This is a genomic window from Acinetobacter sp. 24-47-39 (assembly GCF_056783825.1).
In genome coordinates, this window is sequence record NZ_JBWYIP010000005.1 from 53,173 (window position 1) to 77,618 (window position 24,446).

General features: G+C 37.1%; 21 protein-coding genes. 13 read left to right on the plus strand and 8 right to left on the minus strand.

What is annotated here, in order from left to right; all coding sequences use genetic code 11:
- Positions 1-131 precede the first annotated feature (131 nt).
- Positions 132-1,841, plus strand: coding sequence for an ATP-binding cassette domain-containing protein (locus AC1M9C_RS06180; protein ID WP_481953382.1), 1,710 nt, complete (start codon positions 132-134; stop codon positions 1,839-1,841).
- Between the two features lie 168 nt (positions 1,842-2,009).
- On the opposite strand, the gene AC1M9C_RS06185 is transcribed toward AC1M9C_RS06180, so the two are convergent.
- The 3 genes from AC1M9C_RS06185 to AC1M9C_RS06195 form a co-directional block, all read right to left on the minus strand.
- Entirely contained in the window at positions 2,010-2,699 is a 690-nt protein-coding gene (locus tag AC1M9C_RS06185) for an aspartate/glutamate racemase family protein (protein ID WP_180028590.1), read from the minus strand.
- A gap of 383 nt (positions 2,700-3,082) precedes the next feature.
- Entirely contained in the window at positions 3,083-3,307 is a 225-nt protein-coding gene (locus AC1M9C_RS06190; protein ID WP_180028591.1) for a hypothetical protein, read from the minus strand.
- A 351-nt stretch (positions 3,308-3,658) separates the two neighbouring features.
- Positions 3,659-4,897 carry an MFS transporter gene (locus AC1M9C_RS06195; protein ID WP_481953383.1) on the minus strand — a complete coding sequence of 413 codons (1,239 nt, stop codon included), beginning with the start codon at positions 4,895-4,897 and terminating at the stop codon, positions 3,659-3,661.
- Positions 4,898-5,014: 117 nt separating this feature from the next.
- Between AC1M9C_RS06195 and AC1M9C_RS06200 the strand changes: the two genes are divergently transcribed.
- Complete coding sequence (locus AC1M9C_RS06200; RefSeq protein ID WP_481953384.1) at positions 5,015-5,662, plus strand: TetR/AcrR family transcriptional regulator; 648 nt, start codon at positions 5,015-5,017, stop codon at positions 5,660-5,662.
- Between the two features lie 39 nt (positions 5,663-5,701).
- Here AC1M9C_RS06200 and AC1M9C_RS06205 read toward each other — a convergent pair whose 3' ends face one another.
- Positions 5,702-7,168: a CYTH domain-containing protein gene (locus AC1M9C_RS06205; RefSeq protein WP_481953385.1), complete on the minus strand. Its 1,467-nt coding sequence runs from the start codon at positions 7,166-7,168 to the stop codon at positions 5,702-5,704.
- A gap of 216 nt (positions 7,169-7,384) precedes the next feature.
- On the opposite strand from AC1M9C_RS06205, the gene AC1M9C_RS06210 reads away from it, so the two are divergent.
- From AC1M9C_RS06210 to rapA, 8 genes are all read left to right on the plus strand, one after another.
- Positions 7,385-7,765, plus strand: coding sequence for an Mpo1-like protein (locus AC1M9C_RS06210; RefSeq protein ID WP_035268687.1), 381 nt, complete (start codon positions 7,385-7,387; stop codon positions 7,763-7,765).
- 297 nt (positions 7,766-8,062) lie between these two features.
- On the plus strand, positions 8,063-8,737 hold the full coding sequence (locus tag AC1M9C_RS06215; protein WP_481953386.1) for an HAD family hydrolase: 675 nt from the start codon (positions 8,063-8,065) through the stop codon (positions 8,735-8,737).
- 502 nt (positions 8,738-9,239) lie between these two features.
- Positions 9,240-9,860: a thiamine phosphate synthase gene (gene thiE, locus AC1M9C_RS06220; protein ID WP_481953387.1), complete on the plus strand. Its 621-nt coding sequence runs from the start codon at positions 9,240-9,242 to the stop codon at positions 9,858-9,860.
- A gap of 31 nt (positions 9,861-9,891) precedes the next feature.
- The gene (hemL, locus tag AC1M9C_RS06225; RefSeq protein WP_481953388.1) at positions 9,892-11,190 is read left to right on the plus strand and encodes a glutamate-1-semialdehyde 2,1-aminomutase; all 1,299 of its coding nucleotides are present in this window, start codon (positions 9,892-9,894) and stop codon (positions 11,188-11,190) included.
- An 89-nt stretch (positions 11,191-11,279) separates the two neighbouring features.
- The gene (locus tag AC1M9C_RS06230) at positions 11,280-11,696 is read left to right on the plus strand and encodes a GlcG/HbpS family heme-binding protein (protein ID WP_035267160.1); all 417 of its coding nucleotides are present in this window, start codon (positions 11,280-11,282) and stop codon (positions 11,694-11,696) included.
- Between the two features lies 1 nt (position 11,697).
- On the plus strand, positions 11,698-12,414 hold the full coding sequence (locus tag AC1M9C_RS06235; RefSeq protein WP_481953389.1) for an acyl carrier protein: 717 nt from the start codon (positions 11,698-11,700) through the stop codon (positions 12,412-12,414).
- A gap of 160 nt (positions 12,415-12,574) precedes the next feature.
- Complete coding sequence (locus AC1M9C_RS06240) at positions 12,575-13,219, plus strand: RluA family pseudouridine synthase (protein ID WP_481586400.1); 645 nt, start codon at positions 12,575-12,577, stop codon at positions 13,217-13,219.
- A 202-nt stretch (positions 13,220-13,421) separates the two neighbouring features.
- On the plus strand, positions 13,422-16,259 hold the full coding sequence (gene rapA, locus AC1M9C_RS06245; protein WP_481586399.1) for an RNA polymerase-associated protein RapA: 2,838 nt from the start codon (positions 13,422-13,424) through the stop codon (positions 16,257-16,259).
- A gap of 29 nt (positions 16,260-16,288) precedes the next feature.
- On the opposite strand, the gene AC1M9C_RS06250 is transcribed toward rapA, so the two are convergent.
- The gene (locus tag AC1M9C_RS06250; RefSeq protein ID WP_481953390.1) at positions 16,289-17,092 is read right to left on the minus strand and encodes an enoyl-CoA hydratase-related protein; all 804 of its coding nucleotides are present in this window, start codon (positions 17,090-17,092) and stop codon (positions 16,289-16,291) included.
- Between the two features lie 79 nt (positions 17,093-17,171).
- Positions 17,172-18,374, minus strand: a complete 1,203-nt coding sequence (locus AC1M9C_RS06255) for an iron-containing alcohol dehydrogenase (RefSeq protein ID WP_481953391.1) — start codon at positions 18,372-18,374, stop codon at positions 17,172-17,174.
- 318 nt (positions 18,375-18,692) lie between these two features.
- Here AC1M9C_RS06255 and AC1M9C_RS06260 point away from each other — a divergent pair, with 318 nt between their 5' ends.
- Positions 18,693-20,399: an AMP-binding protein gene (locus tag AC1M9C_RS06260; RefSeq protein WP_481953392.1), complete on the plus strand. Its 1,707-nt coding sequence runs from the start codon at positions 18,693-18,695 to the stop codon at positions 20,397-20,399.
- A gap of 43 nt (positions 20,400-20,442) precedes the next feature.
- On the opposite strand, the gene fabR is transcribed toward AC1M9C_RS06260, so the two are convergent.
- The gene (fabR, locus tag AC1M9C_RS06265) at positions 20,443-21,123 is read right to left on the minus strand and encodes an HTH-type transcriptional repressor FabR (protein ID WP_035267148.1); all 681 of its coding nucleotides are present in this window, start codon (positions 21,121-21,123) and stop codon (positions 20,443-20,445) included.
- 139 nt (positions 21,124-21,262) lie between these two features.
- Here fabR and AC1M9C_RS06270 point away from each other — a divergent pair, with 139 nt between their 5' ends.
- Positions 21,263-22,333, plus strand: a complete 1,071-nt coding sequence (locus tag AC1M9C_RS06270) for a flavin reductase family protein (protein WP_481953393.1) — start codon at positions 21,263-21,265, stop codon at positions 22,331-22,333.
- 12 nt (positions 22,334-22,345) lie between these two features.
- On the plus strand, positions 22,346-23,440 hold the full coding sequence (locus AC1M9C_RS06275) for a fatty acid desaturase family protein (RefSeq protein ID WP_035267144.1): 1,095 nt from the start codon (positions 22,346-22,348) through the stop codon (positions 23,438-23,440).
- A gap of 50 nt (positions 23,441-23,490) precedes the next feature.
- On the opposite strand, the gene AC1M9C_RS06280 is transcribed toward AC1M9C_RS06275, so the two are convergent.
- Positions 23,491-24,192: an SIMPL domain-containing protein gene (locus tag AC1M9C_RS06280; protein WP_481953394.1), complete on the minus strand. Its 702-nt coding sequence runs from the start codon at positions 24,190-24,192 to the stop codon at positions 23,491-23,493.
- Between the last annotated feature and the right edge of the window lie 254 nt (positions 24,193-24,446).

The window sequence follows — 24,446 nt, forward strand, 5'->3', positions numbered from 1 at the left end:
ACTTAGTTTTTAGACATTAGAATCAATGATTAGCTACTTTATAAGTACAAAGCTTCTACGATCAATATCAAAACCTATTGATAAGTAGTGTTTAAAATAGTCATCACAAAAAATAACTAATTTAAAGAATGATGACTGAAAAGATTAAACAATTTAAAAAGGCGTGGATGTTATTCCGTCAACATGATGAAAATGGATTAAGTGTATTCTTCGTTTTAGCCATACTTCAAATTTTAATTATTGGTACGAGTGTTGGTTTACCGTATTTGTTTAAGCTGCTGATTGACCAGACTAGTGAGCCTGATCATTACTATTCGATTCGAGACTTTTTTCAAATTCATCTACTCTATTTATTCGCCGTTGCTTATGCACTCGCTTGGTTTTTCAATGAGGGGATGAAGAATGTAAATAATTTTGCCATGTCTATGATGATCAGAAATGTTGATGCATCCATGCTTAAAGCTGGTGTATTTAATTTTCTAGATTTGAAATTAAAAGATCAACGTCAACAAGATATCGGTGTATTTAATGCAAATTTAATTCGTGGCAGCGAAGCACTTGGTACAATTATTTTTACTATATTTTTTGTTATTGTTCCCACGGTATTTAAAATCTTAGGTATGGTGTATGTGCTCGGAAATACGATCAATCTAGAATTTGGTGTGTATTTTTTCGTATTCTCAGCTTGTACAGTTGCTTTATCGCTCATCATTACCTTTAAGACACAAGATATCTTTACGATTATGTATGGTGCTCGAAATCAACTGAATCAATTTGTGATTGAAAAACTCCAACAAAGTTATGATATCAAACTCAGTCATTCGAAATATTACGAATTTGAAGAGTTTAGCCGCAGAATCGATGACTATAAAATAAAGACTCAGGATACCTATAAAAAACTTCAGTATCTCATGATATATCAACTGTTATTTGTGTCATTTTTTCTTTTGGTATTCATGGTTTTATCAGTCTATATGTTTGAATATCAAAGTTTTAGTTCAGGTGATTTTGTTTTAGTCAGTACCTATATTATAGGTTTAACCATTCCTTTAATGATGATGTCTCAAAATATCATTCATTTGAAAGGTCATATTGTGGCTATTGATCAGTACCTAGAATATTTTGAATTGGAACATGAGTCATTCAGTACGAATGATCTAACAGCTGAGGAACAGAAAGAAAGTGCGGTGGCGTATTCGTTTCAAAATGTGACATTTGATCTAGGTCAGCAGACGATTGAAAATTTTAATTTAGACATCGTGTGTGGAAAAATATATTTAATTCAAGGTCGAACAGGTATTGGAAAATCAAGTTTCCTCAATTATTTGGTGGGAATAGAAAAGATCAAATCTGGACGACTATTCTTTAGAAATTTAGAGATCACTTCAGTATTTTCAGAAAAGATATTTGATCAGATTGCTGTGGTCAGCCAAACTCCGATCGTTTATTCAACCTCATTAAGACAAAATTTGATTCAAAATACTGAGATCAAATATTCTGATGAGGAGCTTAAACATTGGCTAAAAGAGTTCGATTTACTCCATTTGCTGGAAAAAAATCAAATTGAGTTAGACGATGATATACAAGAAATTTATAAAAACTTCTCTGGTGGTGAAAAACAACGATTAAACATCATTCGTGCATTATTAAAAAAACCAGAGCTTCTGATCTTAGATGAACCTACAGCAGCCTTAGATGAGAAAACAAGTTCGAAAATTTTAAAAATTATTCAAGAGCGAGTTGAAACGGTCATTATGATTTCTCATGAACGTATGGCGACAGAAATCGCAGATGAAATTATTGATTTCAACATCATTCTAAATTCTATCGATGAGGATTAAATGATGATTGTTGTGGCATGAATATCAATCAAAAAAAGTGTTTTTTAAAATATGTATTTATTTGATTAAATTTAGTCTTGAGCAACGATTCATGTACTTGATGATAGATTTTGATGTCAGTTAAATATTTTTTAGCATGAGCTGAATGATTTTTATGCTATGAAATATTTATGATAATACAAAATCTACAGCTGCTTGCGCATGAATAGAAGTTGTATCAAATAGAGGGACTGAGAATTTTAGATCTCCTATAAGCATACAAATCTCAGTGCATCCTAAAATGATTCCTTCAGCGCCAGAAGATATTAATTCTTCGACAATATGAATATATTTCTTTTGCGAAGCTTCGCTAATTATGCCTAAACATAATTCGTTGTAAATAATATCATGAACAATTTTTCTACTCGCTTTATTAGGTGTTATTACTTTAAGTCCTTTTTCCTCCAATCTGCTTTTATAAAAATCTTGTTCCATCGTAAATGCAGTACCAAGCAGCCCAATTTTTGTAATTTTCTGGCTCATGATTTCCATGGCTGTCGCATCTGCTATATGAATAAATGGTACGTTGGTTGATTCCTCAATATAAGTTGCTACTTTGTGCATTGTATTTGTACAAAGTACTATGCCATCTGCACCTGCTTTTTCTAATTGTATGGCTTGATCTCTTAAATAGATTCCTGCATCTTCCCATAATCCTTTGCGTTGTAACTCCTCAATTTCAGCGAAATCAACGCTAATAAGAATAACCTTAGCAGAGTGTAACTTGCCAAGTTTCGTTTGAACCATCTTATTGATTTGTTGATAGTACAAATCAGTCGACTCCCAACTCATTCCACCTAATAAACCAATTGTCTTCAAGTTCGCACCTTTAAAAATTAAATATTTAATTTATCAATATAATGAAAATTATCGAGTATGAAATTGCTACTTTTTAAAATAATGACTTAATCAAAGTGAGAAAAGTTCAGCTTTTGATGTGTATTTTTAGGGATGAATGTATATAAGTTTAGCAGCAGAATTTACCAATCTTATGGTTGAGTAAGCTTCTCATCGGAAGAATTCACATTAACCCAGAACTTAGATGCCATAAATAGAGGAAAATTATTGTATTGCTGAACAATCCATGTATAGAGCATTCTGGTTCAAAATCTTGTAGGATATCAATCAAAAGGCTCATTCATGAGCCTTTTGATGAGTGATTTGAAAGATTAAAAAGTCTATTGTTCATAAGATTTTTAAAATTAAATCAACGTGTCTACAACACCTTTTAATACACCTAATCCTAGTGAATCAATTGTTCCATTAAGTGTTTCATTTACGCCAGTGCCAATTTTCACTAAAGGATCTTTTAATCCTACAAGAGAGCCGACAGTACCAAGCAAATTAGTCACTAAACCTGCACCAGATACTGCTTCAATTTCATCTAATGTAAGTTCTTTTAAAGTTGTTGGATTTGAATTATTCATTGTATTCACCATTCATGTTTGATTTTATTTTCAAGTAAATCGAATAACTAGCGTTAAACGATAGACTCATCATAATGAATGCATTTTGTATGCCAACTAATAAATAATGATAAATATATAATTTAGGTATAATTAATAATATGGAGGAGTGATTAACGGATTTTTCATGAAAAAATTCATCATTTTTGTGCAAATGTCACCGAATTGGTGCATTGATCGATTTGAATGATGGTTGAGAATTTAGCGCGTTAATTTCTTAAATTGATTTCACTCAACCAAATGAGTTTATATTTCATAGAATTATTTAAGAGTTGAGCGTAAAAAATTACACTCAACTCAACTCAACTCAACTCAATTAATTGATGTACATTGCTGAGCTTTAGGATTATTCAATCCTCGACTATGTGTGAATACTGCAATTACAGCTAAAGAGATAAAAATCAATACACTGTAAATTAAGGTGCTGGTATTGAAGTGATCTACCATAAAACCACCAAATAATGCGCCTGCTGCAATCATGATTTGGAACATACTGACAAAAAGAGGCATCCCTTTTTCAACCGCATGTGGCGCATGTAAAAACATCCAAATATTGGCTGTCGTAGGAAAGGCACCAAAAGCAAAACCCCATAATGCTGTAAGAATATATGCACCAGGTAAGAATTTGGCATAAACAGGGAATGTCAGGAATACGATTGCTAAACACAATGCAACAGCAAAAAGCGTATAGCGGACATTGATATTGCTGCTATAACCAGAGAATGCATTGCCTAAGAAGCCTGCTGCTCCATAAATAAGAAGTAATGAACTGATGGTTGAACCATCAAATCCTGCTTCATTTTTATAGAATGGCGCCAGGTAACTGTACGTTGAAAAATGCGCTAATCCGATAAATAAAACAATGATTAACCCTTTACGAGCTTTTGGATCTCGAAACAATGCGGGGAGATCACTATATTGAATAGCTGAAGTCGGCGGTAATTTCGGTAGGAATTTAATTTCAAATAACAGAATAATGGCACCAATCACTGAGGTGATCATAAAAGCATTACGCCAACCGTAAATTTCACTTAGCCATGTTCCAACCGGAACACCCAGCACAGTTGCCAGAGTCACGCCAGCCATGACGATAGCTGTTGCTTTGGCGATGGGTAGGTGAGGAGGTGCAACACGACCACTTAAGGCGATTGCAGTTGCCCAGAATCCGCCTATCGCGATACCCAAGAAAAAGCGACTCAATAGAATCAAAGTGAAACTTTCTGAATAGCTCGTAATGAAATTTGCAATGACCATGACCGCTGTGAGTGCGATTAATAAATAGCGTCGATCAAGTTGCTTCACCCAGACTGAGATAAGCGGTGCTGCGAAAGCACCCATCACGCCTGGAAGGGTAATGAACAGGCCAGCAGTACCGACTGAAATGTTGAGATCTAGTGCGATTGCATTGAGCACACCAATAGGGAGAAACTCACTGGTCACTAATATAAAAGCGGTGATGGAAAGTGTAATAACAGCAAACCAATTTCCTTGATTTTCTGTAGGAGATGGAGAATGAACAGCGGTTTCAGTCAGATGAGATTCAGATTTCATTGACCAACGCTCCTTGAAAATAATTTCATAATGATTGTTATAAAAATAAAATATTTGAATTTAAGATCTGGGTCAATTAATTTATTAATGATCATTATAAAATTAATTGGGTTGAATATGCAGGAAAGTTCAAAGCCAATAAATCAAATGGATAGTGCCAAATCACTATCTAAGGGGCGTGGACGTCCTAAGTGTTTTAATGAAGAACACGCACTTGAAAAAGCCATGACACTATTTTGGAAATACGGTTATGAAGCCACGTCAATGAGTGACTTAACATTCGCCATGGGAATCACTGCACCTAGTCTTTATAGTACGTATGGTGATAAATCTGAGCTCTTTAATCGTTGCATTGACTATTATCTCAAGCATGAATCATGCTCGATGGAAATGATTTTTAAACAGGCATACTCCATAAAATTAGCAATGGAACTCTATTTGATTGAAAATCTAAAACGACTGGTGCAAGAAGACAAACCAAAAGGATGTATGTTGGTCGTGTCGACAATGAACTGTTCGATTCAAAATCAACAAATACAACAATCAATTTCGGAAAAAAGACAGCTATCTAAATCGAATTTACTAGAAAAATTATTAGCTGCCCAAGCCTCAGGTGAAATTAGTGCACAAACTAATATTCAGGCAATGACAGATTATTATATGACGATTTTACAAGGGCTAAGCTTGCAAGCACGTGATGGAGCAACTTTTGAACAATTGGAAAGTGTTGTACACATGGCGATGCAAACTTGGGATTGTTTTTAAGTCAGAACTTCTCATTGACGAAAAGTTCTGACTTGAATTTTATGACTTGATAAATTTTCGACTGACTAGGAATTGTTCAGTCGCTTCCAAAAGTTTTTCAGCGTAAATTTCTTGCTTTGCCGTCAACCAACCTAAGGCGAACCAGTCACTGGCTTCTAATTCTGTTTGCTGTAAGTAGGATGATGAGGAAGATAATACTTGATATTGTTCAGCTGCATAATGTGCATCATTAAGCGCCTTGCCGTATTTTTGTAAATTTTTCACATCAAAAATTTGTGTTAAGACTGGGAAACTGAATCTTAATTCACTTAAATGTATTGCCAATTGGTCAAGACTTTCAAAGTTAGAGGGATCAGCTTCATTTAGACATTCCTGTAAAACTTTATACTGTTGTTGAAGCGTATTTTGAGCATAGGTTTTGAGGTCTTGGGTTTGCACCTTCTTAGAATTGCCTAAACTAAAACTCAAAAGTTCAAGATAGTGTTGAACGTTTTGGGTAGATTTGACTAAGTTGTTTAATTTTTCTCGGGCGTAGAGCACATCTTTGCTGAGCATTTCAGCAGTTTTAGGGTTTTGCAGAATAGCACCTAAGGTGTGTTGCATATGCTCATAATGTTTTAGGTTTTCAAAATGACTTTTAAATGCATATAACTGATGTGCCCATTTATCTGTGCTCTTTGATGTCCAGTCTTTAAAAATAGATAGACTTAAAAACAAATAGTTCAAAGCAATATGTGCTTGTTCGATGTGTTCCTGTTCAGCCACTTCCGCAGAAATCGCAGCAATATTCGGCAGCAAATGTTGCATATGATGACCGATCATCATTCGAATCGTTTTTTCTGCGCTTTCTTTTTTTGCAACGATCCATTCTTTTTCAGTTCGCGCTGGGCTTACAACTAAATTTGAAACCAATAAATTTCCAAACTCAGCTTTACTTCGAACATCTAGCCAAAGTTGATATTTTTTGACCCACTCAAAACTAAACGCTAGTAATGTTTCAACTTTTCCTTGTTTGAGTTCAAACTCTACTTCATGAATCTCATGTTCTCGATCACCTGATCGTACAACGCCAATATCTAGACACACTTCAATTTCAGCATTCTCAAAGCTAATTACTCGGACTGTACGTTGAATGTCTGTTTCAAACTGCAAGACTAATTGGTCAAAATCACCTTTTAATGCGTCATTTAAGACCTTATAAGCTTCGGAATCATCTGAATAAATAGATAGATCTAAATTCGGTGCAGCTTCAAGATTACCTAAATTATGATTATGTTCGAAACGGTGTAAATGACTTTTACTTTTCGTCGCTTTTAAGGTTTGAACCCATTTGGTATTTTCAAGACGTTGTCGAATGGCTATGCCATGCTGAGAGAGTAGGCGATCTGGAGTGTCATAGTACTTTGCTTGCATTTGAATGAGTTCAGACTTTTTCGGATCGATTGCTTTTAAAATCGCATTTCGTCGAGATTCTGGGATCTGAAACTTTAATTCAATTTCAAGCATGTGATTTTCCTAATTGATCAATCATTTTCATAGAAGTAAGACATTTGATTGCCTTTTAATTTAAAGGGGATTGTAACTGATTCAGTTAGAACCACAATCTTGACAATTCACTTACATTTAATTGAATGAATGATTAATCACAATATTTGTAAGATAAGCTTTTCAAGTGCGATTTTTTGAATTATGGTGGTCAAAAAAAAGGACAGGAATACAACAATGAATGCTTATGTAGAGCCGTCTTCATCGCAAGAAGAAGCTAAACTTCAATTACCCATCAAGAATTACTCAGAATTTTATCGTTTTTATTTGACTGAACACCGCAGCATTATGAGTCGTCGTTTACATGCAGCAGGTAGCTCAATCGGTATTTATTTTTTTACTCAAGCGATTCGTCAGCGTAAAGCTAAATATCTAGTCTACGGATTAGTTTCAGGCTACGCATGCGCGTGGGTGGGGCATTTTGTTTTTGAAAAAAATAAGCCAGCAAGCTTTAAACAACCGTTGTATAGCTTTATTTCAGACTGGAGAATGTTATCGGATATTTTGCGCGGAAACTTGAGTTTGAAAGATCGTAAATTTGATAAAATTGATAGCTAAATTTATATATTGTTAAAAAAGCTCAGCAGATTCTGGGCTTTTTTTGTCATGAAATGTTTTAAGAAAGCTACACAAATATATGATTATATGATAGCTGGAGAGGCTTAACATCCAATGAATAAATCCAAATTATAAATATTGGGATTAAATAAAAAAATTAACGTATTCAGTTAGATGAGTTAACGGTATTATTCTGATAAACCGCATATAATACATATTATGTTAATTTGAATAATACTGAAAAAAAAAGAAGATGAACTATATATAGAACTTTTATTATGAGAGTAAGTATTTTTAATGCGAAACATACTTCTGTTTGATTTGGATCAAACTATTTTGAATAGGAATGAGTCACTTATTCGTTTTATAAGTTGGCAAGTAAATTTTTTCCAATTAGTACCACAAGAACTAAAAGATGCATTTATAAAAAAATTTATTGAATTGGATGATAATGGAAATGTTTGGAAAGATATCGTTTACAGTCAATTAATCAAAGATTTTAATATAAAAAAATTTACTGTTGATGAATTACTTAATTCTTACATTACTGATTTCAATAAATTTTCAATTGGTTTTGATGACGTCCAAAAAGTCATTTCAGATCTTTATCAAAAGGGATATAAGATTGGGTTAGTCTCCAATGGAAGAAGCCCATTTCAGGAACATAATTTTTATGCTTTAGGTCTTACCGAATATTTCTCGACTATCATAGTTTCAGAAGCGATTGGCTTGAGAAAGCCCGATAAAAAAATATTTGCTTACGCTTGTAACCAGTTAAATTGTACACCTTCTGATTGTATTTTTATTGGTGACAATCCTAAAGCTGATATAGAAGGTGCAAAAAATGTTGGTATGAAAACTATTTTTTTTCACCCAAATAAAATACTAAAAAAAGCAATTACAGATGAGAGTATTCATCATTATGATGAATTAGAGCGAGCCATCAATAGAATAAATAATGGAGGCTTATGATGAATGATAAAATTAATTTATATGAAAACGTTTTATAAAATTGAATGAATTAAGAAAATGTATTGATAATATTGGTGCTTCACTCATTTTCATACTATCCGAGCGCTTTAACTAAACTAATAAAACTAGGAAAATTAAAGGCTTAATCTGAGTTACCCTCAGTAGATCTCTGAAAGAGAAAACAATCAAATTGTTAATTTTAAAAAACTTTCTGATGAAGCTATTTAAGTCCATTAGTTGCCGGCAAGTTTTACGATTGATTATTGATGAAGTTATCAAACATCATGAATTAAGTACTGAATCAAATAATTAAACGCATCTATTTAATATAATTGAGATTATACAAAATTATTGACTGTACTTTAATGGAAGAGGGAATCCTTTAAGCATTTACTGTACATAACATGCCAAAAGGTGTTTTCATACTAATTATGAATGTGTTCTTCCAAGGCTTTGTCCTATAATGTTTTAAATTTTTAGTGTTTGCCTAGAGTTATTCTTTATGCGCGGTTTGTATTTAATCACCAACGATGATCCTATTGAACTTCTATTAGCAAAGCTTGAAGGAGCGATGGCAACTTATGAAGTTGCAGTACTTCAGTATCGTCGTAAAAACGTTGCGAAAGAAGATCAAGCTTATGAAATTGAATACATGAAGAATATGTGTAATCAATATAAGGTTCCTTTTGTCATCAATGATGATTTAGAGGCCGCAGTCAAATATGGCGTGGGTGTGCATCTTGGTCAAGATGATGGTTCAATCCAAGAGGCTGTGGAAAGATTGCCAAAAAACGTCTTAATTGGACGTAGTTGTAATAATTCTATTGAACTAGCTGAGCAAGCGATCGCAGACGGCGCAAATTATGTAGCATTTGGTGCAATTTATGCGACAGAAACCAAACCTGAAGCAGGCAATATTGGTTTAGAAACGTTAAAAGCTGCAAAAGCAAAATTAAATGTACCTATTTGCGCGATTGGTGGTTTGACGGTTGAAAATGGTGCTGAAGTGATTGCTGCCGGAGCAGATCTTTGTGCTGTCATTAGCGATGTATTGGGTCGTTCGATGTCAACTGTTGGTCAACGTGTTTACGACTGGTCAGAGCTATTTGCTAAACAAGCTTAAATTTTTTACTTTTTTGAGTTGAGTAATTTTCATGAGTTTATCTCCTAAGCAAGAACAATTATTTAAACAAGCCAGCAAACATATTCCTGGTGGTGTGAATTCACCAGTACGTGCCTTCAATGGTGTAGGTGGTACGCCAGTATTTATTGAAAAAGCTCAAGGTGCATACCTGTACGATGTAGATGGCAAACGCTATGTGGATTATGTTGGTTCATGGGGACCAATGATTTTAGGACATGCACACCCTGCGATCATTAAAGCTGTTCAAGAAGCCGCTGTTGATGGTCTAAGTTTTGGTGCACCTACAGTGCATGAAACGACATTGGCAGATATTATCTGTGAAATTATGCCGTCAATTGAATTGGTACGTATGACCAACTCAGGGACAGAAGCAACAATGACTGCGATTCGACTTGCACGTGGGTATACAGGTCGTGACAAGATCGTTAAGTTTGAGGGTTGTTACCATGGACACTCAGATTCACTTTTAGTGAAAGCAGGTTCTGGTCTACTCACAAGTGGTGAAGGCGAGGCGACATCAGCGGGTGTTCCTGCTGATTTTGCTAAACATACATTGACGCTTCCATACAATGATATTGCGACTTTAAAAGAATGCTTTGCTAAGTTTGGTTCCGAAATTGCGGGTGTTATTGTTGAACCTGTTGCAGGTAACATGAACTTGGTCAAACCAATTGATGGATACTTGCAAGCCATTCGACATGTGTGTGATGAGCATGGTGCAGTCTTCATTATTGATGAAGTGATGACTGGATTCCGTGTGGGATTAGGTGGAGCTCAAGCACACTACGGTGTTACGCCTGATTTAACTACGCTAGGTAAAATTATTGGTGCAGGTCTTCCTGTAGGCGCATTTGGTGGTAAGCGCGAGGTGATGGAATGTATTGCACCTCTAGGTAAAGTTTACCAAGCAGGAACTTTGTCAGGTAATCCGCTGGCAATGAGAGCTGGGATTGAGATGTTTAAACATCTTCGTCAACCAGGTTTCTATGAAAATCTAACCGCACAGCTCGAAAAGTTATTGACTGGTTTACAGACTGCCGCTGATGAAGCAGGTATACCATTTAAGACTCAACAGGTTGGAGGTATGTTTGGATTGTATTTCACTGATCAAGAAGACATCACAAGCTTTGATTCAATGTTGAAATGCGATGTTGAAATGTTCCGTAAATTCTTCCATGGCATGTTGGATGAAGGTGTAAATTTAGCGCCTTCTGCTTTTGAAGCCGGCTTTATCTCAAGTGCGCATTCCGATGAAGATATTGCGTTCACTATTCAAGCAGCTAAGAATGTATTTGCGCGTTTAAAATAGAATTTTTTTGAAAATCTATTAACATAAGCCTACAGTGTAAATACTGTAGGCTTTTTTGCACGTATAAAATTCACGGACTTAAAATAGAAATGAAATTAAAACATTATTTAACTTTAGAAGACGCGGAGTTCTTACTGACGCGTGCGCAACAATATGCGATTGATAAAAAGTTGAATGTCAGTATTTCTGTTGTAGATGAAACTGGAAGTTTACTTGCAATGAAACGCATGGATGGTGCCTCTCCGATGACTGCGAATTTGTCAGCCGAAAAAGCAAAATGTTCAGCTTTGAGCCGCCACCCATCTCAAATTTTTGAAGAGCTGATCAAAGATGGGCAATTGGGTTTTCTGACTGTTCACTCATTGTCGGGAATGTTAGAAGGTGCAGAACCCATTATTTATCAAGGGCAATTGGTGGGAGCTGTGGGAGTTTCAGGTGCTAAATCTTTTGAAGATGCTGAAATTGCGCTGCATGCCATAGAAGTTTTCTTGGCTTTAGCTGATTAAAGTGGCAATGTCATATTTTTATACACCACCCAAAAAAATTGAACTCAGCGGGAGTTTGGCAAAGTGGTCCATTGAAGCTGAACAATGCGTCTTGGTGGTTTTTGGATTTCAACGTTTAGCTGAATATAGCAATGACCAACATCAAGAATTATTAATTCATTTAAATCGCTTAATTAAAAAAGCTCAGGCTTTAGATATTGAAGTGATTGAAATTGAAGAGCAGCAATCATTTTCTAAAGTAGCGCAGTTGGGTGAATTACTCGCAGAAAAGAAACAACTCATTGTGTCTGGCATGATCAATTCACCTATAAAGCAACTTTTACAGCATATCATTTCGATTACTCCTCAAATTTGTGTGGTGAACGATGCTGTTCATGTAGAAACGAAGAGCCAACATTTACAGTGGATTCAGAACTGTGTAGAACAAGGTATTCATCATATGAATACATCTTCCATGATTCGAATGCTGGAATTGAGTGCGCCGACCTCATTTATTCTTTCTGAAAAGGGTATATTGCTGTCTATTGCTGAATACCTTGAATTCGATATTTTAGAAATTGATCCATTTCAAGATTTAAGGCGCTATGGCTTAGATTCGGTCGCAATGGTGAGTTTGATTGGCTTGTGGAGAGCCAATGGCGCACATATAGATTTTGAATCATTTGGGCAAAATTGCACACTTTCTCAATTGCTTCCTATCCTGAGAAAAGACAGCTAGATGTCACAAACAAAACTTAATTCATTTGAATCGTTAGATTGATTTAATTTCTATCAGATATCGGAAAAATCGTCACTGTTTGTCCATTTCAAGATTGTAATTTATCGCTAAGCTTTCTATTATTGCCGCCTTGTTTTCACGATCTGCTAGGAATAGAAATTTGAGTCATTTTCTTCAGGAACATCTCATTCATCGTGATCAAGATTTTATGGTGATTCACAAACCAGCTGGATTACTTTCTGTTCCGGGCAAAACGCCTGACCTTCAAGATTGCGTTATCAATCGTCTTCTTCAAGAAGAACCGCGTACACTTCTTATTCATCGTTTAGATCGTGATACATCCGGCTTATTGGTATTTGGACTCAGCAAAACAGGTCAAAAATCGATTTCGCGCCAATTTCAAGAACGTGAAACGGATAAAACTTATCAAGCACTAGTCGCGGGATGTGTAGAAGGTCAAGGAACTGTAGATATTCCTGTGATTTACGACCCATCGCGTCCGCCATTGCATATCGTAGATGAGCATCACAATAAAGCAGCGTTAACGCATTGGGAAGCAGTTGAAAAATTTCAAATTCAAGATCAGTGGGTGACACGCGTAATATTAACGCCAATCACAGGTCGAGCACATCAACTTCGCGTTCATATGCAGCATTTAGGGCATCCCATCGTAGGGGATACTTTGTATGCAACACCAGCGCAACAAGCTTTGAAAGATCGACTCTGTTTGCATGCAGAGCAGTTAAGTTTCAATCATCCTGTTACCGGTGAACGACTGAACTTTCATTGTCCAGTGCCGTTCTAAATACACATTTTTAAATCAGCATACGAATATTTTATGATCTGATCATAATGAAATCTTGGTTATGATCAATTAAATAGATCGGTGCTAAATATTGCTCACTTTTTGGTGGGCTTTATGTCAAAATATATTGCTTATAGACGTTAAATTTTGCTCAAATCATCTCCTGTTTGAGCATAAGTTTTCAGTCCTAACTTGAGATAAGGTGGAAAAATTGCAGCAGTTTGCTATTGGTCAACGTTGGTTATCAGACACAGAGACAGAGTTAGGTTTAGGGGTTTTGATTGATGTAAATGAACGATCAATTAGTATCCTCTTTCCTAAAAGTGACGAAACCCGTGTCTATGCACGTAGTAACGCACCTTTATCTCGAATTGTGTTCAATGTGAATGATGAGCTTCAAGACCAAGAGGGCATCGTCTGGAAAGTCGAATCATTAGAAGAGCGTGGTGGCGTTATTCGTTATAACGTCATTCGTCAGTTACAAGATGGTACTGATGAACGCAAATCATTAAATGAAACCCGTGTTGGTGCGACGATTCAATTGTCTAAACCACTTGATCGTTTACTGGCAAGCCAAATTGATTATAAAGAATGGTATGACCTGCGTATTGAAGCATTACAAATGCAAGCTAATATGCAAAATAGTCCATTACGTGGCATGGTGGGTGCTCGTGTTGGATTGATTCCTCACCAATTTTATATCGCGCATGAAGTAGGTAAGCGCTTTGCTCCACGTGTCTTATTGGCGGATGAAGTTGGTCTAGGTAAAACCATTGAAGCAGGTTTAATCATACACCAGCAACTTAAAACAGGACGTTCTGAACGCATCCTGGTTTTAGTTCCTGATTCGCTGCAATATCAGTGGATGATTGAAATGCGTCGCCGTTTCAATTTGAATTTCTCGCTATTTGATTTAACGCGTACTGCTTCGATCAAAGAACATGATCCAGAATTGAATCCGTTCTTAACTGAACAGTGCATCATTGCATCTGTTGATCTCATGATCGACCACGAAGATTTACGTGAGCAAGCACTTGAAGCCGGTTTTGATTTGCTTGTGGTGGATGAAGCACATCACTTAATGTGGTCAGAAGAAGAAGGTGGTAATGACCGCTATGACCTTGTTGAAGAATTTGCTGAAAAAACAGCAGGGGTACTTTTACTGACTGCAACGCCTGAACAGTTAGGTGTCGAGTCTCATTTTGCCCGTTTACGTTTACTCGATCCACAACGTTTTAGTTCGCTTGATCGTTTCTTAGATGAAGAGGAAAAATATCAGCAAACAGCTCAAATTGCAGAAGTGCTGATGTCGGATCAGGCTCTTGAAGCTGATCATTTCCAAGCGATTGAGCAGTTACTGGGTCACAAGATTGAAGATGATCCAGAACAGCGTTTCCGTGCAATTCATGAATTGTTAGATCGTCACGGTACGGGGCGTGTACTATTCCGTAATACACGTGAAGCGATTCAAGGCTTCCCTGGTCGCGATTGTCAGCCTGCACCATTACCTGCGCCAGAAGGATGGTCGATGGATGGTAAACTTCGTGAACAAATGTGGCCAGAAGAAGCGCAATTGGACGGTGCTTGGATGGAAACTGATCCGCGTGTAACGTGGATTATGGAAATGCTCCGTACTCAGTTAAAGCATAAAAAAGTCTTACTCATTGCGCGTAGTGGGCCTGTAGTTGAAGCTTTAGAAAATGCATTACGTATCCATGCAGGGATCCGTACAGCAATGTTCCATGAAGGCATGAGTCTATTAGAGCGTGACCAAGCAGCTGCTTATTTTGCAGAAGATTCATATGGTGCTCAGATTTTATTGTGTTCAGAAATTGGTTCAGAAGGTCGTAACTTCCAGTTTGCTTCAGATTTAATCCTATTTGATTTGCCAGCGAACCCTGATGTTCTTGAACAGCGTATTGGTCGACTTGATCGTATTGGTCAAGAAAACCGTATTCAGATTCATGTGCCATATTTAGTGGGCACTGCACAAGAGCGTATGTTCCGTTGGTACAATGAAGCATTAAATATTTTCAGCAATATTTCTCCAACTGCGCAAACCTTACAAGAAAATTTTATTGTTGATCTTAAAGATTGCTTGTTGGCTGATAAAGGTCAAGCCTTTGAAGATTTGCTTGAAGCCGTGAGTGTGCAACGTGAAGCTTTAGAGCAAGAGCTACAAGCAGGACGTGATCGTTTATTGGAATACAATTCTTGTCGCCCAATGGTTGCGCAAGAAATTGTGCAAGCGCTTGAAGAGTATGATGACAATACGACTTTGCCAATGTTTATGAAACGCTTCATGGCGTCAACCAATATTGATTTTGATGAGCAAAGTAATGGCACGGTGATTATTAAGCCTACTGATCAAATGCAAGTCCAAGGTCTGACTTTGGATGAGGAAGGCATGACCGTGACGTTCTATCGTGATCAGGCTCAGATCCGTGAAGATGCGCAATACATAACGCTTGAGCATCCTTTCACTGAAAGTGTCATGGAAATGATCAATACGCAATCGTTTGGTAGTACCAATGTGGCGTTATTGAAATCTGCAGCTTTACCACAAGGTTCAGTTTTAGTTGAGGTGTGGTTCAAAGTGGATGTGATTGCACCGAAAGCATTGAACTTGCCAGCGAGTTTACCAACACAATTGATTCGTGTGTTATTAAGTGAAAAAGGCCAAGATTTATCAGCTAAAATTGCACCAGATATTTTGAAACCATACTTACATCATCTTGATGGTAATAGTTGTCGCCAAGTGGTGAAAGCACGTCGTGATGTCGTTGAACAACGTTATGCACAAGCTTTAGACATTGCAAAAGGTGCTTTGCCTGAATTAAAACAGCAAGCGAAAGAAATCTATAGCAATAAATGGCAATATGAAATTGATCGTTTAAGTTATTTGAAACAATTTAACCCAAGTATTCGCGAAGATGAAATTGCACGTTTGCAGAAGCTTCAAAAAGAAGGCTTAAGCCTTTTAGAAGGTTTAGCTGTAACGCCTGAAGCGATTCGAGTCTTGGTGGTGGTAAAGCCATAAAATAAAAAAAGCACCCTAGGGTGCTTTTTTTAGGACTGCAGAAATTGATTGAAGTCAGGTTTTCTTTTTTGTAAGAAAGCCATCACGGCTTCAATCATTTCAGGTGATGTTAAACGTTCTGCAACAACCTCAGCTTCCTGAACAATACAATTCAGAATTTGATCTTGCTCGGGTCGAATTTGTTTTTTAATAATTTTTAGCGTGGTCATTGGCAGTTGACTCATCTGTTGAGCTCGCTGCAAAGCTAATTGTTCAGGTTGCTCGCAAATCTGATTGATGATTCGACATTTTAGCGCCTCTTCCGCTGAAAATTTTCGACCTGTGAGCAATAATTCGGCAGCCATATGATAACCAGCCAACTCAGTGAAAAGAAGGCTGGTGCCACCTTCTACAGATAATCCCAAACTTACAAATGGAATTTGAAATTCTGTATCGGGGTGAGCGTATACCATGTCACAGTGAAATAGCATAGTGACGCCAACGCCTATAGTGCAGCCACGTACCGCAGCAATAATAGGTTTAGAAAATCTTGCGATCGCTTTTAGGAAGACAAAGGGTGGTGTAGCATCAGCGGCTAAACCAACATATTTTTGAGCGGCAGACATAAAATCTTTCAGATCATTTCCTGCGGTAAAATCATGTTCGTTACCCTGTAAAATCACAACATTCACTTGTTGAGATTGATTTGCTGCATCCAATATTTTTGCAATGTCATTGTACATTTCCCCAGTTAAAGCATTTTTTTGCTCGGGGTGATCAATTTTGATGGTCAGGATTCTATTCTCAATCGTGACATGAATAAAAGGGTTTAGTGAATCTAAATTTTTTAACATGGCGGCATTCCTTGTCGCAAATTAAAAAAGCTCAGTAGACACGATTGTATACTGAGCTTTTATTCGTGCCTTATTGGCATTAAAGTCGATTTAAAATTTGCTCAGCATCTGAATAATTCATGTATTTTGGTACGGCATAAATTCCATGGGCTTCAGTAAAAGCAGATTTAATCATCTCTGGGAAATCTTGCTTTTTTAAATTCGGAATCTCAGTATCGATTTTCAAATCTTTGAGTAATTGCTTTACGCTTTGAATGAATATATTTGCGGCTTGTTCATCTGAAGTGTGTGACGAGCTTAAACCAATTTTCTTCGCTGCTAGTGCTAAGCGTTTTTCTGATGCTTTACGATTAAATTCTAGAACATGAGGCAAGATAATGGCATTAGCGCGTCCGTGTGGGATTTGATATTGAGTCCCTAATTGATGTGCCAAAGCATGTACATAGCCAATTCCAGCGCTATTCATTGCCAAACCAGCATAATGAGAACCGAGCGCCATTGCTTCACGTGCTGCAATATTCTGACCATCTTCAAATGCAGTTTTTAAATTTTCCATGATCAATTTCATGGCTGCACTGGCGTAATAATCTGATTGTTTGTTGGCGAATCCGCTTACCCACGATTCAATTGCATGAGTAAGGGCATCGATACCAGTGTCAGCAGTGATAGCAGGTGGCATGCCTTTCATGATGACGGGATCTAAAGCAGTTGCTAATGGAACGACTTTGGGATCAATAACTAAGCCTTTAATATGAGTTTCACTGTCTGAAATAACTGCGGCAATGGTAACTTCAGAACCTGTACCTGCGGTGGTCGGAATCACGAACAATGGATATGCAGGTTTACGGCTTTTTAAAATTCCAAAAAGTTGTTTAGGCGATTTATGGTTTGCGGCTGCGAGCGCTAATACTTTTGCTGTATCAATCGTCGAACCACCCCCTATACCCAATACGCTATCGCATCCGGTATTTTTAAACAGTGCTAGAGATTTTTCGACAATTTCACAAGTTGGATCAGGTTTTACATCAGAGAAAATAACAACTTCAATCCCATTGTGCTGTAATTGATCTTGAATGGGTTGTATGACACCTAATTTGACTAATACTGCATCAGTCACAATCATCACTTTTTTCATGCCGAGCTGAGCAATATTGCCACACAATTGCATTGATGAATCCTCACCCGCAAATACGAGAGGATGTGATACTGGGATTGCAAGGGTGAGGGCTTTGACAGCCATGAGTTGAGTTTTTGCACGTAAAATAGTGGCAATCTGAGCCATAATGATCAATCTCTATCCATGAGTTTGATTTAGTTATAGGATAATCATTGTCCAAGTACATTGGCGATAATCATCAACACATTGGTCTTAAATTACAATTTTATCAAAAATATAGCGCAATTAAACTGAGCAAAATAATGGTTGGATTTTGATCAGAATTCATGATAGAAATTAGAAAATAATTCGAAAATTTAAATCGTAAAGCTGTAGTTTTTACTCGGCAATCAGGAACTCAGGACGAGTTTAAAACGATTAAATCAGCTTTCGGTTATGAGTCATTACATAACAACAATGATGCGTTATTGGGAGTCATTTCACATGGAAGTAAATCAGCACAACAACCAATTTGAGTTTTTACCGACTCATATTCACTACTTAATGTATTGGGAAAAGAAATCGCCAAACCAAGATTTCTTGGTTCAGCCTTTACCAAATGGTCAGGTGATTAAATACACCTGGGGAGAAGTGGCCAGTCAAGTCAAAAAAATGGCTGCTTATTTACAATTTCTGAATTTGCCAGGCCGCTCACAGATTGCAATTTTTGGTAAAAATAGTGCGCATTGGATCATGGCAGATCTAGCCATTTGGATGGCAGGGCACGTGTCGGTTCCCTTATATACGACTCTCAATGGTGAAGGCACCAAATATGTTCTAGATCATAGTGAAACTAAGGCTCTGTTTATCGGTAAGTTGGATGGCATTGGAGATAGTTGGAACGATGTAAAACAAATCATCCCGCGAGATATGCATTGTATTAAATTGCCATTGGCGCCTGACTATAATGCGCCGACATGGGATGAAATCACTGCGAAAACAGCACCAACCAGTGAGCCTTATTTTCCAAACGAGGATGAGCTTGCGACCATTATTTATACCTCGGGCAGTACAGGTCTACCTAAGGGCGTTATGCAAAGTTATAAGACCTTACTCTCACCTGCGAGTGAGCTGAAATCTACGTTTGGTGTTTCAGAAAAAGATCGTGCTTTATCTTACTTGCCGCTAGCTCATGTTGCAGAGCGTGTATTTATTCAATCATCCGTGATGATTTGTGGTTTTACCGTTTATTTTGCCAATTCATTAGATACATTTATTGAAGATCTTAATCGTGCAAAACCAACGATCTTCTTTTCTGTGCCACGTTTATGGACCAAATTTTATTTGGGGATTAATGAAAAAATTCCACTTAATGTACAAAACGTGTTGTTTAAAATCCCATTCTTGGGCAATAAGATTAAGCAAAAACTCTTGGCAAAATTGGGTTTGAATCATGTTCGTTATGCTTTAACGGGTTCTGCACCTTTACCCGTAGATATTATTAAATGGTATCGTAATTTGGGCTTAGAGTTGCTTGAAGTTTATGGAATGACAGAAAACTGTGGATACTCGCATATCACACGTATGGGTGAATATATGAGTGGATATGTCGGACATGTTCAAGCACGAGTAGACTGCAAGATTGATGAAAATGGTGAGATTTTAGTCAGAAGCCCAGGAACCATGTTGGGTTATTACAAAAACCCAGAAAAAACAGCTGAAGATTTGACTGAGGATGGCTATTTAAGAACAGGTGACATGGGTGAAATTGATGCGACTGGCCGTCTAAAAATTACTGGACGTGTAAAGGACATCTTTAAAACTCAGAAAGGTAAGTATGTAATGCCTGTACCAATTGAACAAAAGATTGGTAATAACCAAATGATTGAATCTGTCTGTGTTGGTGGTGCAAGCCATAAACAGCCGATCGCCTTTGTGATGTTGGCAGAAGAAATTCGCAATAAATTACAGCAAGATAATAAACGTGATGATATCGAAGCAAAATTAATTGAGTTGAAGAATGAAATTAATGAAAAGCTTGAACCGCATGAAAAAATTGCATTCTTTGTGGTCATCATGGATTTGTGGACGATGGATAACGATATGTTGACGCCGACTATGAAGATTAAGCGTAATAAAATTGAGGCGAAGTACGAAGCACTTATTCCAACTTGGGTTGCTCAAAATAAAGAAGTAATTTGGGAAAAGTAATAAAAAAGCCCTTCAACTGAAGGGCTTTTTTGACACTCAATATTCATTCTTTCAGATGACGTGCGCCTTCTAAAATCATTCGGATCATCGTCATCGTTTGTTCAGCTACAACTTTTCTTTCATCGTGTGGCATGTTGATTAATTTAGCACCCATAGTGAATACCAATTGAGTAATCGCTTTTGCAGCCAATTCTGGATGCTTGATTTTATGAGGGTTATTTTGCTCAAGACGAACAAGATCATCCATGAGTTCTTGCTGAAAATAATTGAGCTGTTTTTCAACCGCCTCTTTATAAGAGGCAGAACCAGTATAACCTTCACGTAACAATAGGCTCAGATTACCTTCGTCAGCATCTAACTGTTCAATAAATACTTCAACTGAACTACGCACAATACTTGAATTGCGAACTGCTTTTAATCGAGCTTGATGCAAGATTTGACGTAAAACAATACCTGAGCGATCAATCAATTCAATGGCAAGTTCATCGATATCTTTAAAATGTCTATAAAAACTGTTTGGAGCGATTCCTGCTTCACGAGCAACTTCGCGTAAGCTTAAAGATGCGATGCTTTTTTGAGGTCCGATAAGATTGAGAGCAGCTTGGAATAATTCTTCTTTCGTGATTGTGGCTTTTCTTCCGACTGTACGTGCAGTTGGATGCTCCAAAATGGATGCGGATTCACTGGCATGCAGAGGAGAAAGAGTAATCGTAGAGCTGCTCATAAATATCAGAAGTTTACAGTTAGAGTTGCATTATATCGCTCTGAGTCAGGATATGGAAATCAATAGATGATATACAAGTGTCTATACAAATATATATACATGTGTATAATAATTCTAAACCCACTGTGATGAGCCCATGATGCAAGCAGTTAAGCCACCTAGAAATTTGATTAAATCCGCTGTAAATGCTGTATTTGATCCAAATGCTGCCAATTTTTGGTTGCAAAAGATCGATCCAACTTGGTCGGTGAATCAATCATTAGGCAAAATTGTTGAACGTACACAAGTTGCAAATGATACGGTCAGCTTAAAAATTGCGGTTAATCGAAAATTTCAGTTTGGTGAAGCAGGGCAACATCATCCAGTTATTGTCACGACACGAGGTCGTTGTTTTGAACGTACCTATAGTCTGACCAAAATCGACACTCAACATGTATTGTTGACTGCTAAGAAAGTCGATCAGGGTGTAGTCAGTTCTTGGATTAACGATATAGCTGAGGTAGGCGATATTGTTGAGTTTGGTGCACCCTATGGAGATATGACACTTGAAAGTGTAAATACACCTTTATTAATGCTGGCCGCAGGGAGTGGTATTACTCCAATGTACAGCTTGATCAAGGCATTATTGCAGCAAGAAAAAAAATTAGCTCAGCCAGTTAAATTGATGTACTGGGCAAAAAAAACAGAAGATTTAGCATTTCAAACAGAGTTGATTGCTTTGGCGAATCAACACTCAAATTTTAATGTTGAATTTTTTGCCACTCAAGATGAAGTAGCTGATTCCCGCTTAGAAGATTCTCATTTAACGGCTATCGAATCCTTAGATCAATATACGGTTTATGCATGCGGTCCAGCAGGATTTGTGCAAGTTGCTGAACAACTAACTGATACTCGTGTTCATAAATTTAAAGGTGAAGCATTCAGTGTTGAACCATTCATTAGTGATGAAACTGGTTTTATTCAGGTCACACTTACGAAATCAAATAAGGTCGTCACGATTCCAAAGGGACAATCAATACTTGCAAGTTTAGAGCAACAAAATATTCGCCCACAGCACGGTTGCCGCATGGGGGTATGTAATAAATGTGCATGCCATAAAGCGCAAGGTGCAACTAAAAACCTCGTCAATGGTGCAGAAAATACTGAGCCTGGAAATCTGCTCAAAATCTGTATCAATTCAGCTCAGTCTGATCTCACTATCGACCTATAAGCGAGAATAATCATGAATATGCCAGTTCAAGCACAATATTTCAAAAACCCAAAAAATCGTGAACTCACTGATGCACAACTTGATGAACTCGCACGTGAACTTGATGCAATTAAGCAGGAAGTTCTTGATGATTTAGGTGAAAAAGACGAAAAGTATATTAAGCGAGTGTATGCAGCGATTCGCTACAGTTCAATACTTGGACGTGCATGCTTATTCGCTGGATGGTTTCCTCCAGCATGGCTTTTAGGCACAGGCTTGCTTGGTTTTGCCAAAATCATGGAAAACATGGAATTGGGCCATAATGTGATGCATGGTCAATATGACTGGATGAATGACCCTAAATTTAAAGGGACAACTTATGAATGGGATATCGTAGGCACATCTGATGATTGGCGCCAAACCCACAACTACAAACATCATACTTATACCAATATTAAAGGTATGGATGATGATATTGGTTATGGGATTCTTCGTTTGTTCCCAGAGCAACGTTGGAAAAAAGGATATTTATTACAACCACTTTACAGTATTCCGTTTTGTTTGTTATTCCAGTGGGGTGTAGCGATTCAGAACTTAGAAATTGGTAAGCGCTTAAAAGGGCGCATGACCAAAGAAGAATTTCAACAACGTTTGAACCCGATGAAAAAGAAAATGGGGAAACAGTTATTTAAAGATTATGTTTTCTTCCCACTCATCGCTGGTCCTGCAGCATTACCCGTTTTCACAGGTAATTTAGTCGCTAATGGTATTCGTAATATTTGGACATTCAGTATCATTTTCTGTGGTCACTTCACCAAAGATGTGGAAGTTTTTCCGAAGTCAGTTTTAGAAAATGAAAGCCGTGGCCATTGGTATATGCGTCAAATTCGTGGGTCTTCTAACCTGACAGGTTCTGAAGGATTCCATATTTTGACGGGGCATTTGAGTCATCAGATTGAGCATCATCTTTATCCAGATATTCCTGCTCGACGTTACCGTCAAATGGGGCCTAAAGTGAAAGCGGTGTGTGAAAAATACGGCTTGAATTACAATAATGCGAGTTTATTTAAACAATATGGTCAGGTTTTGGGACGTATTGTGAAATATGCTTTCCCATTTAAAAAGTAAGAAACAAAAAAAGCCACTCATTGAGTGGCTTTTTGAATTTTAATAGCAAACTATTTTAATTGAATTGATCCATTTGCATTGACTGTGATTGTTGATTCTCCAGCAGCCATATTTTGTGAGTCTGCAACGGGTGCACTCTCTACAACCATTGCGGCACGTGCCATGGCTAATGGTCTTGGTGAATAATTATTGGTGTTCATATTCAAGTTAACCAAGTTATAACTAGAACGATTCCAAGCTTTAGTGAGAACCTGAGCACGCTGTTGGAAATTTTGCGTGGCTTCAGTCAATAACTCATTTTCAACCTGCTTTCGTTTTTCAGTGGAAACAGTGAAATTAATCGATTGTGTTTGAAAATCTTGTTGTAACTCGCTAATTAATTGGCTCGCTGCTTTAAAATCTTTGCTTTCAATATTCACTTCAGCACGGCCACGCCATTCCTTCAGTTTTGTTGAATTGTTGTTGTCATAGACAGGATAAGTGGTCTGAGAACCCGTTTCGACCTTTACTTGGGGGAATTTTTTACTGATGTTGATGGCCTGATTCATCAATTGAGTCATTTGTGTTGAAAGTTGTGCAGGCTGTTTATTACTTTTTTCAATAAATAAAATGGCGTGCATTTCATCATTAGAGACTTGTTTAGAAGCGTCTGCTTGAAGATTAATAATATTAGTTTTAGGTTCTGTGTCAGCAAGTACCGAAAAGCTAATCCCGGTAGCTAAGATCAATAGTGGCAGTTTTAATAATTTCATTGTTATCTCTGTATCTTCACCTGATGAATATTCTACAGAATATTCTAATCTTTTTTGATGGAGAGAAAATGTGATTATTTGGTGATGAGATAGTAGCAATTGTAATATTTAACACAAATTTTACGACTTAAGTCGGCTTAACAAGGCTTTTAAAATGTATTTAAATTGAATTGTAGTTGAACAATAAAAGAATATAACTTGTCTTTGAATTAGTGATTAATAATTTGTAATCCATAGATAATTCTATTATCAAT

What these genes read in the sequence shown, in the direction of transcription:
- thiE (WP_481953387.1), top strand. Translation starts at nt 9,240, where the DNA reads ATGCGCGGTTTGTATTTAATCACCAACGATGATCCTATTGAACTTCTA.
- AC1M9C_RS06260 (WP_481953392.1), top strand. Translation starts at nt 18,693, where the DNA reads ATGGAAGTAAATCAGCACAACAACCAATTTGAGTTTTTACCGACTCAT.
- AC1M9C_RS06215 (WP_481953386.1), top strand. Translation starts at nt 8,063, where the DNA reads ATGCGAAACATACTTCTGTTTGATTTGGATCAAACTATTTTGAATAGG.
- AC1M9C_RS06250 (WP_481953390.1), bottom strand. Translation starts at nt 17,092, where the DNA reads ATGTTAAAAAATTTAGATTCACTAAACCCTTTTATTCATGTCACGATT.
- AC1M9C_RS06275 (WP_035267144.1), top strand. Translation starts at nt 22,346, where the DNA reads ATGAATATGCCAGTTCAAGCACAATATTTCAAAAACCCAAAAAATCGT.
- fabR (WP_035267148.1), bottom strand. Translation starts at nt 21,123, where the DNA reads ATGAGCAGCTCTACGATTACTCTTTCTCCTCTGCATGCCAGTGAATCC.
- AC1M9C_RS06180 (WP_481953382.1), top strand. Translation starts at nt 132, where the DNA reads ATGACTGAAAAGATTAAACAATTTAAAAAGGCGTGGATGTTATTCCGT.
- AC1M9C_RS06205 (WP_481953385.1), bottom strand. Translation starts at nt 7,168, where the DNA reads ATGCTTGAAATTGAATTAAAGTTTCAGATCCCAGAATCTCGACGAAAT.
- AC1M9C_RS06210 (WP_035268687.1), top strand. Translation starts at nt 7,385, where the DNA reads ATGAATGCTTATGTAGAGCCGTCTTCATCGCAAGAAGAAGCTAAACTT.
- AC1M9C_RS06200 (WP_481953384.1), top strand. Translation starts at nt 5,015, where the DNA reads ATGCAGGAAAGTTCAAAGCCAATAAATCAAATGGATAGTGCCAAATCA.
- hemL (WP_481953388.1), top strand. Translation starts at nt 9,892, where the DNA reads ATGAGTTTATCTCCTAAGCAAGAACAATTATTTAAACAAGCCAGCAAA.
- AC1M9C_RS06190 (WP_180028591.1), bottom strand. Translation starts at nt 3,307, where the DNA reads ATGAATAATTCAAATCCAACAACTTTAAAAGAACTTACATTAGATGAA.
- AC1M9C_RS06230 (WP_035267160.1), top strand. Translation starts at nt 11,280, where the DNA reads ATGAAATTAAAACATTATTTAACTTTAGAAGACGCGGAGTTCTTACTG.
- AC1M9C_RS06255 (WP_481953391.1), bottom strand. Translation starts at nt 18,374, where the DNA reads ATGGCTCAGATTGCCACTATTTTACGTGCAAAAACTCAACTCATGGCT.
- AC1M9C_RS06280 (WP_481953394.1), bottom strand. Translation starts at nt 24,192, where the DNA reads ATGAAATTATTAAAACTGCCACTATTGATCTTAGCTACCGGGATTAGC.
- AC1M9C_RS06270 (WP_481953393.1), top strand. Translation starts at nt 21,263, where the DNA reads ATGCAAGCAGTTAAGCCACCTAGAAATTTGATTAAATCCGCTGTAAAT.
- AC1M9C_RS06195 (WP_481953383.1), bottom strand. Translation starts at nt 4,897, where the DNA reads ATGAAATCTGAATCTCATCTGACTGAAACCGCTGTTCATTCTCCATCT.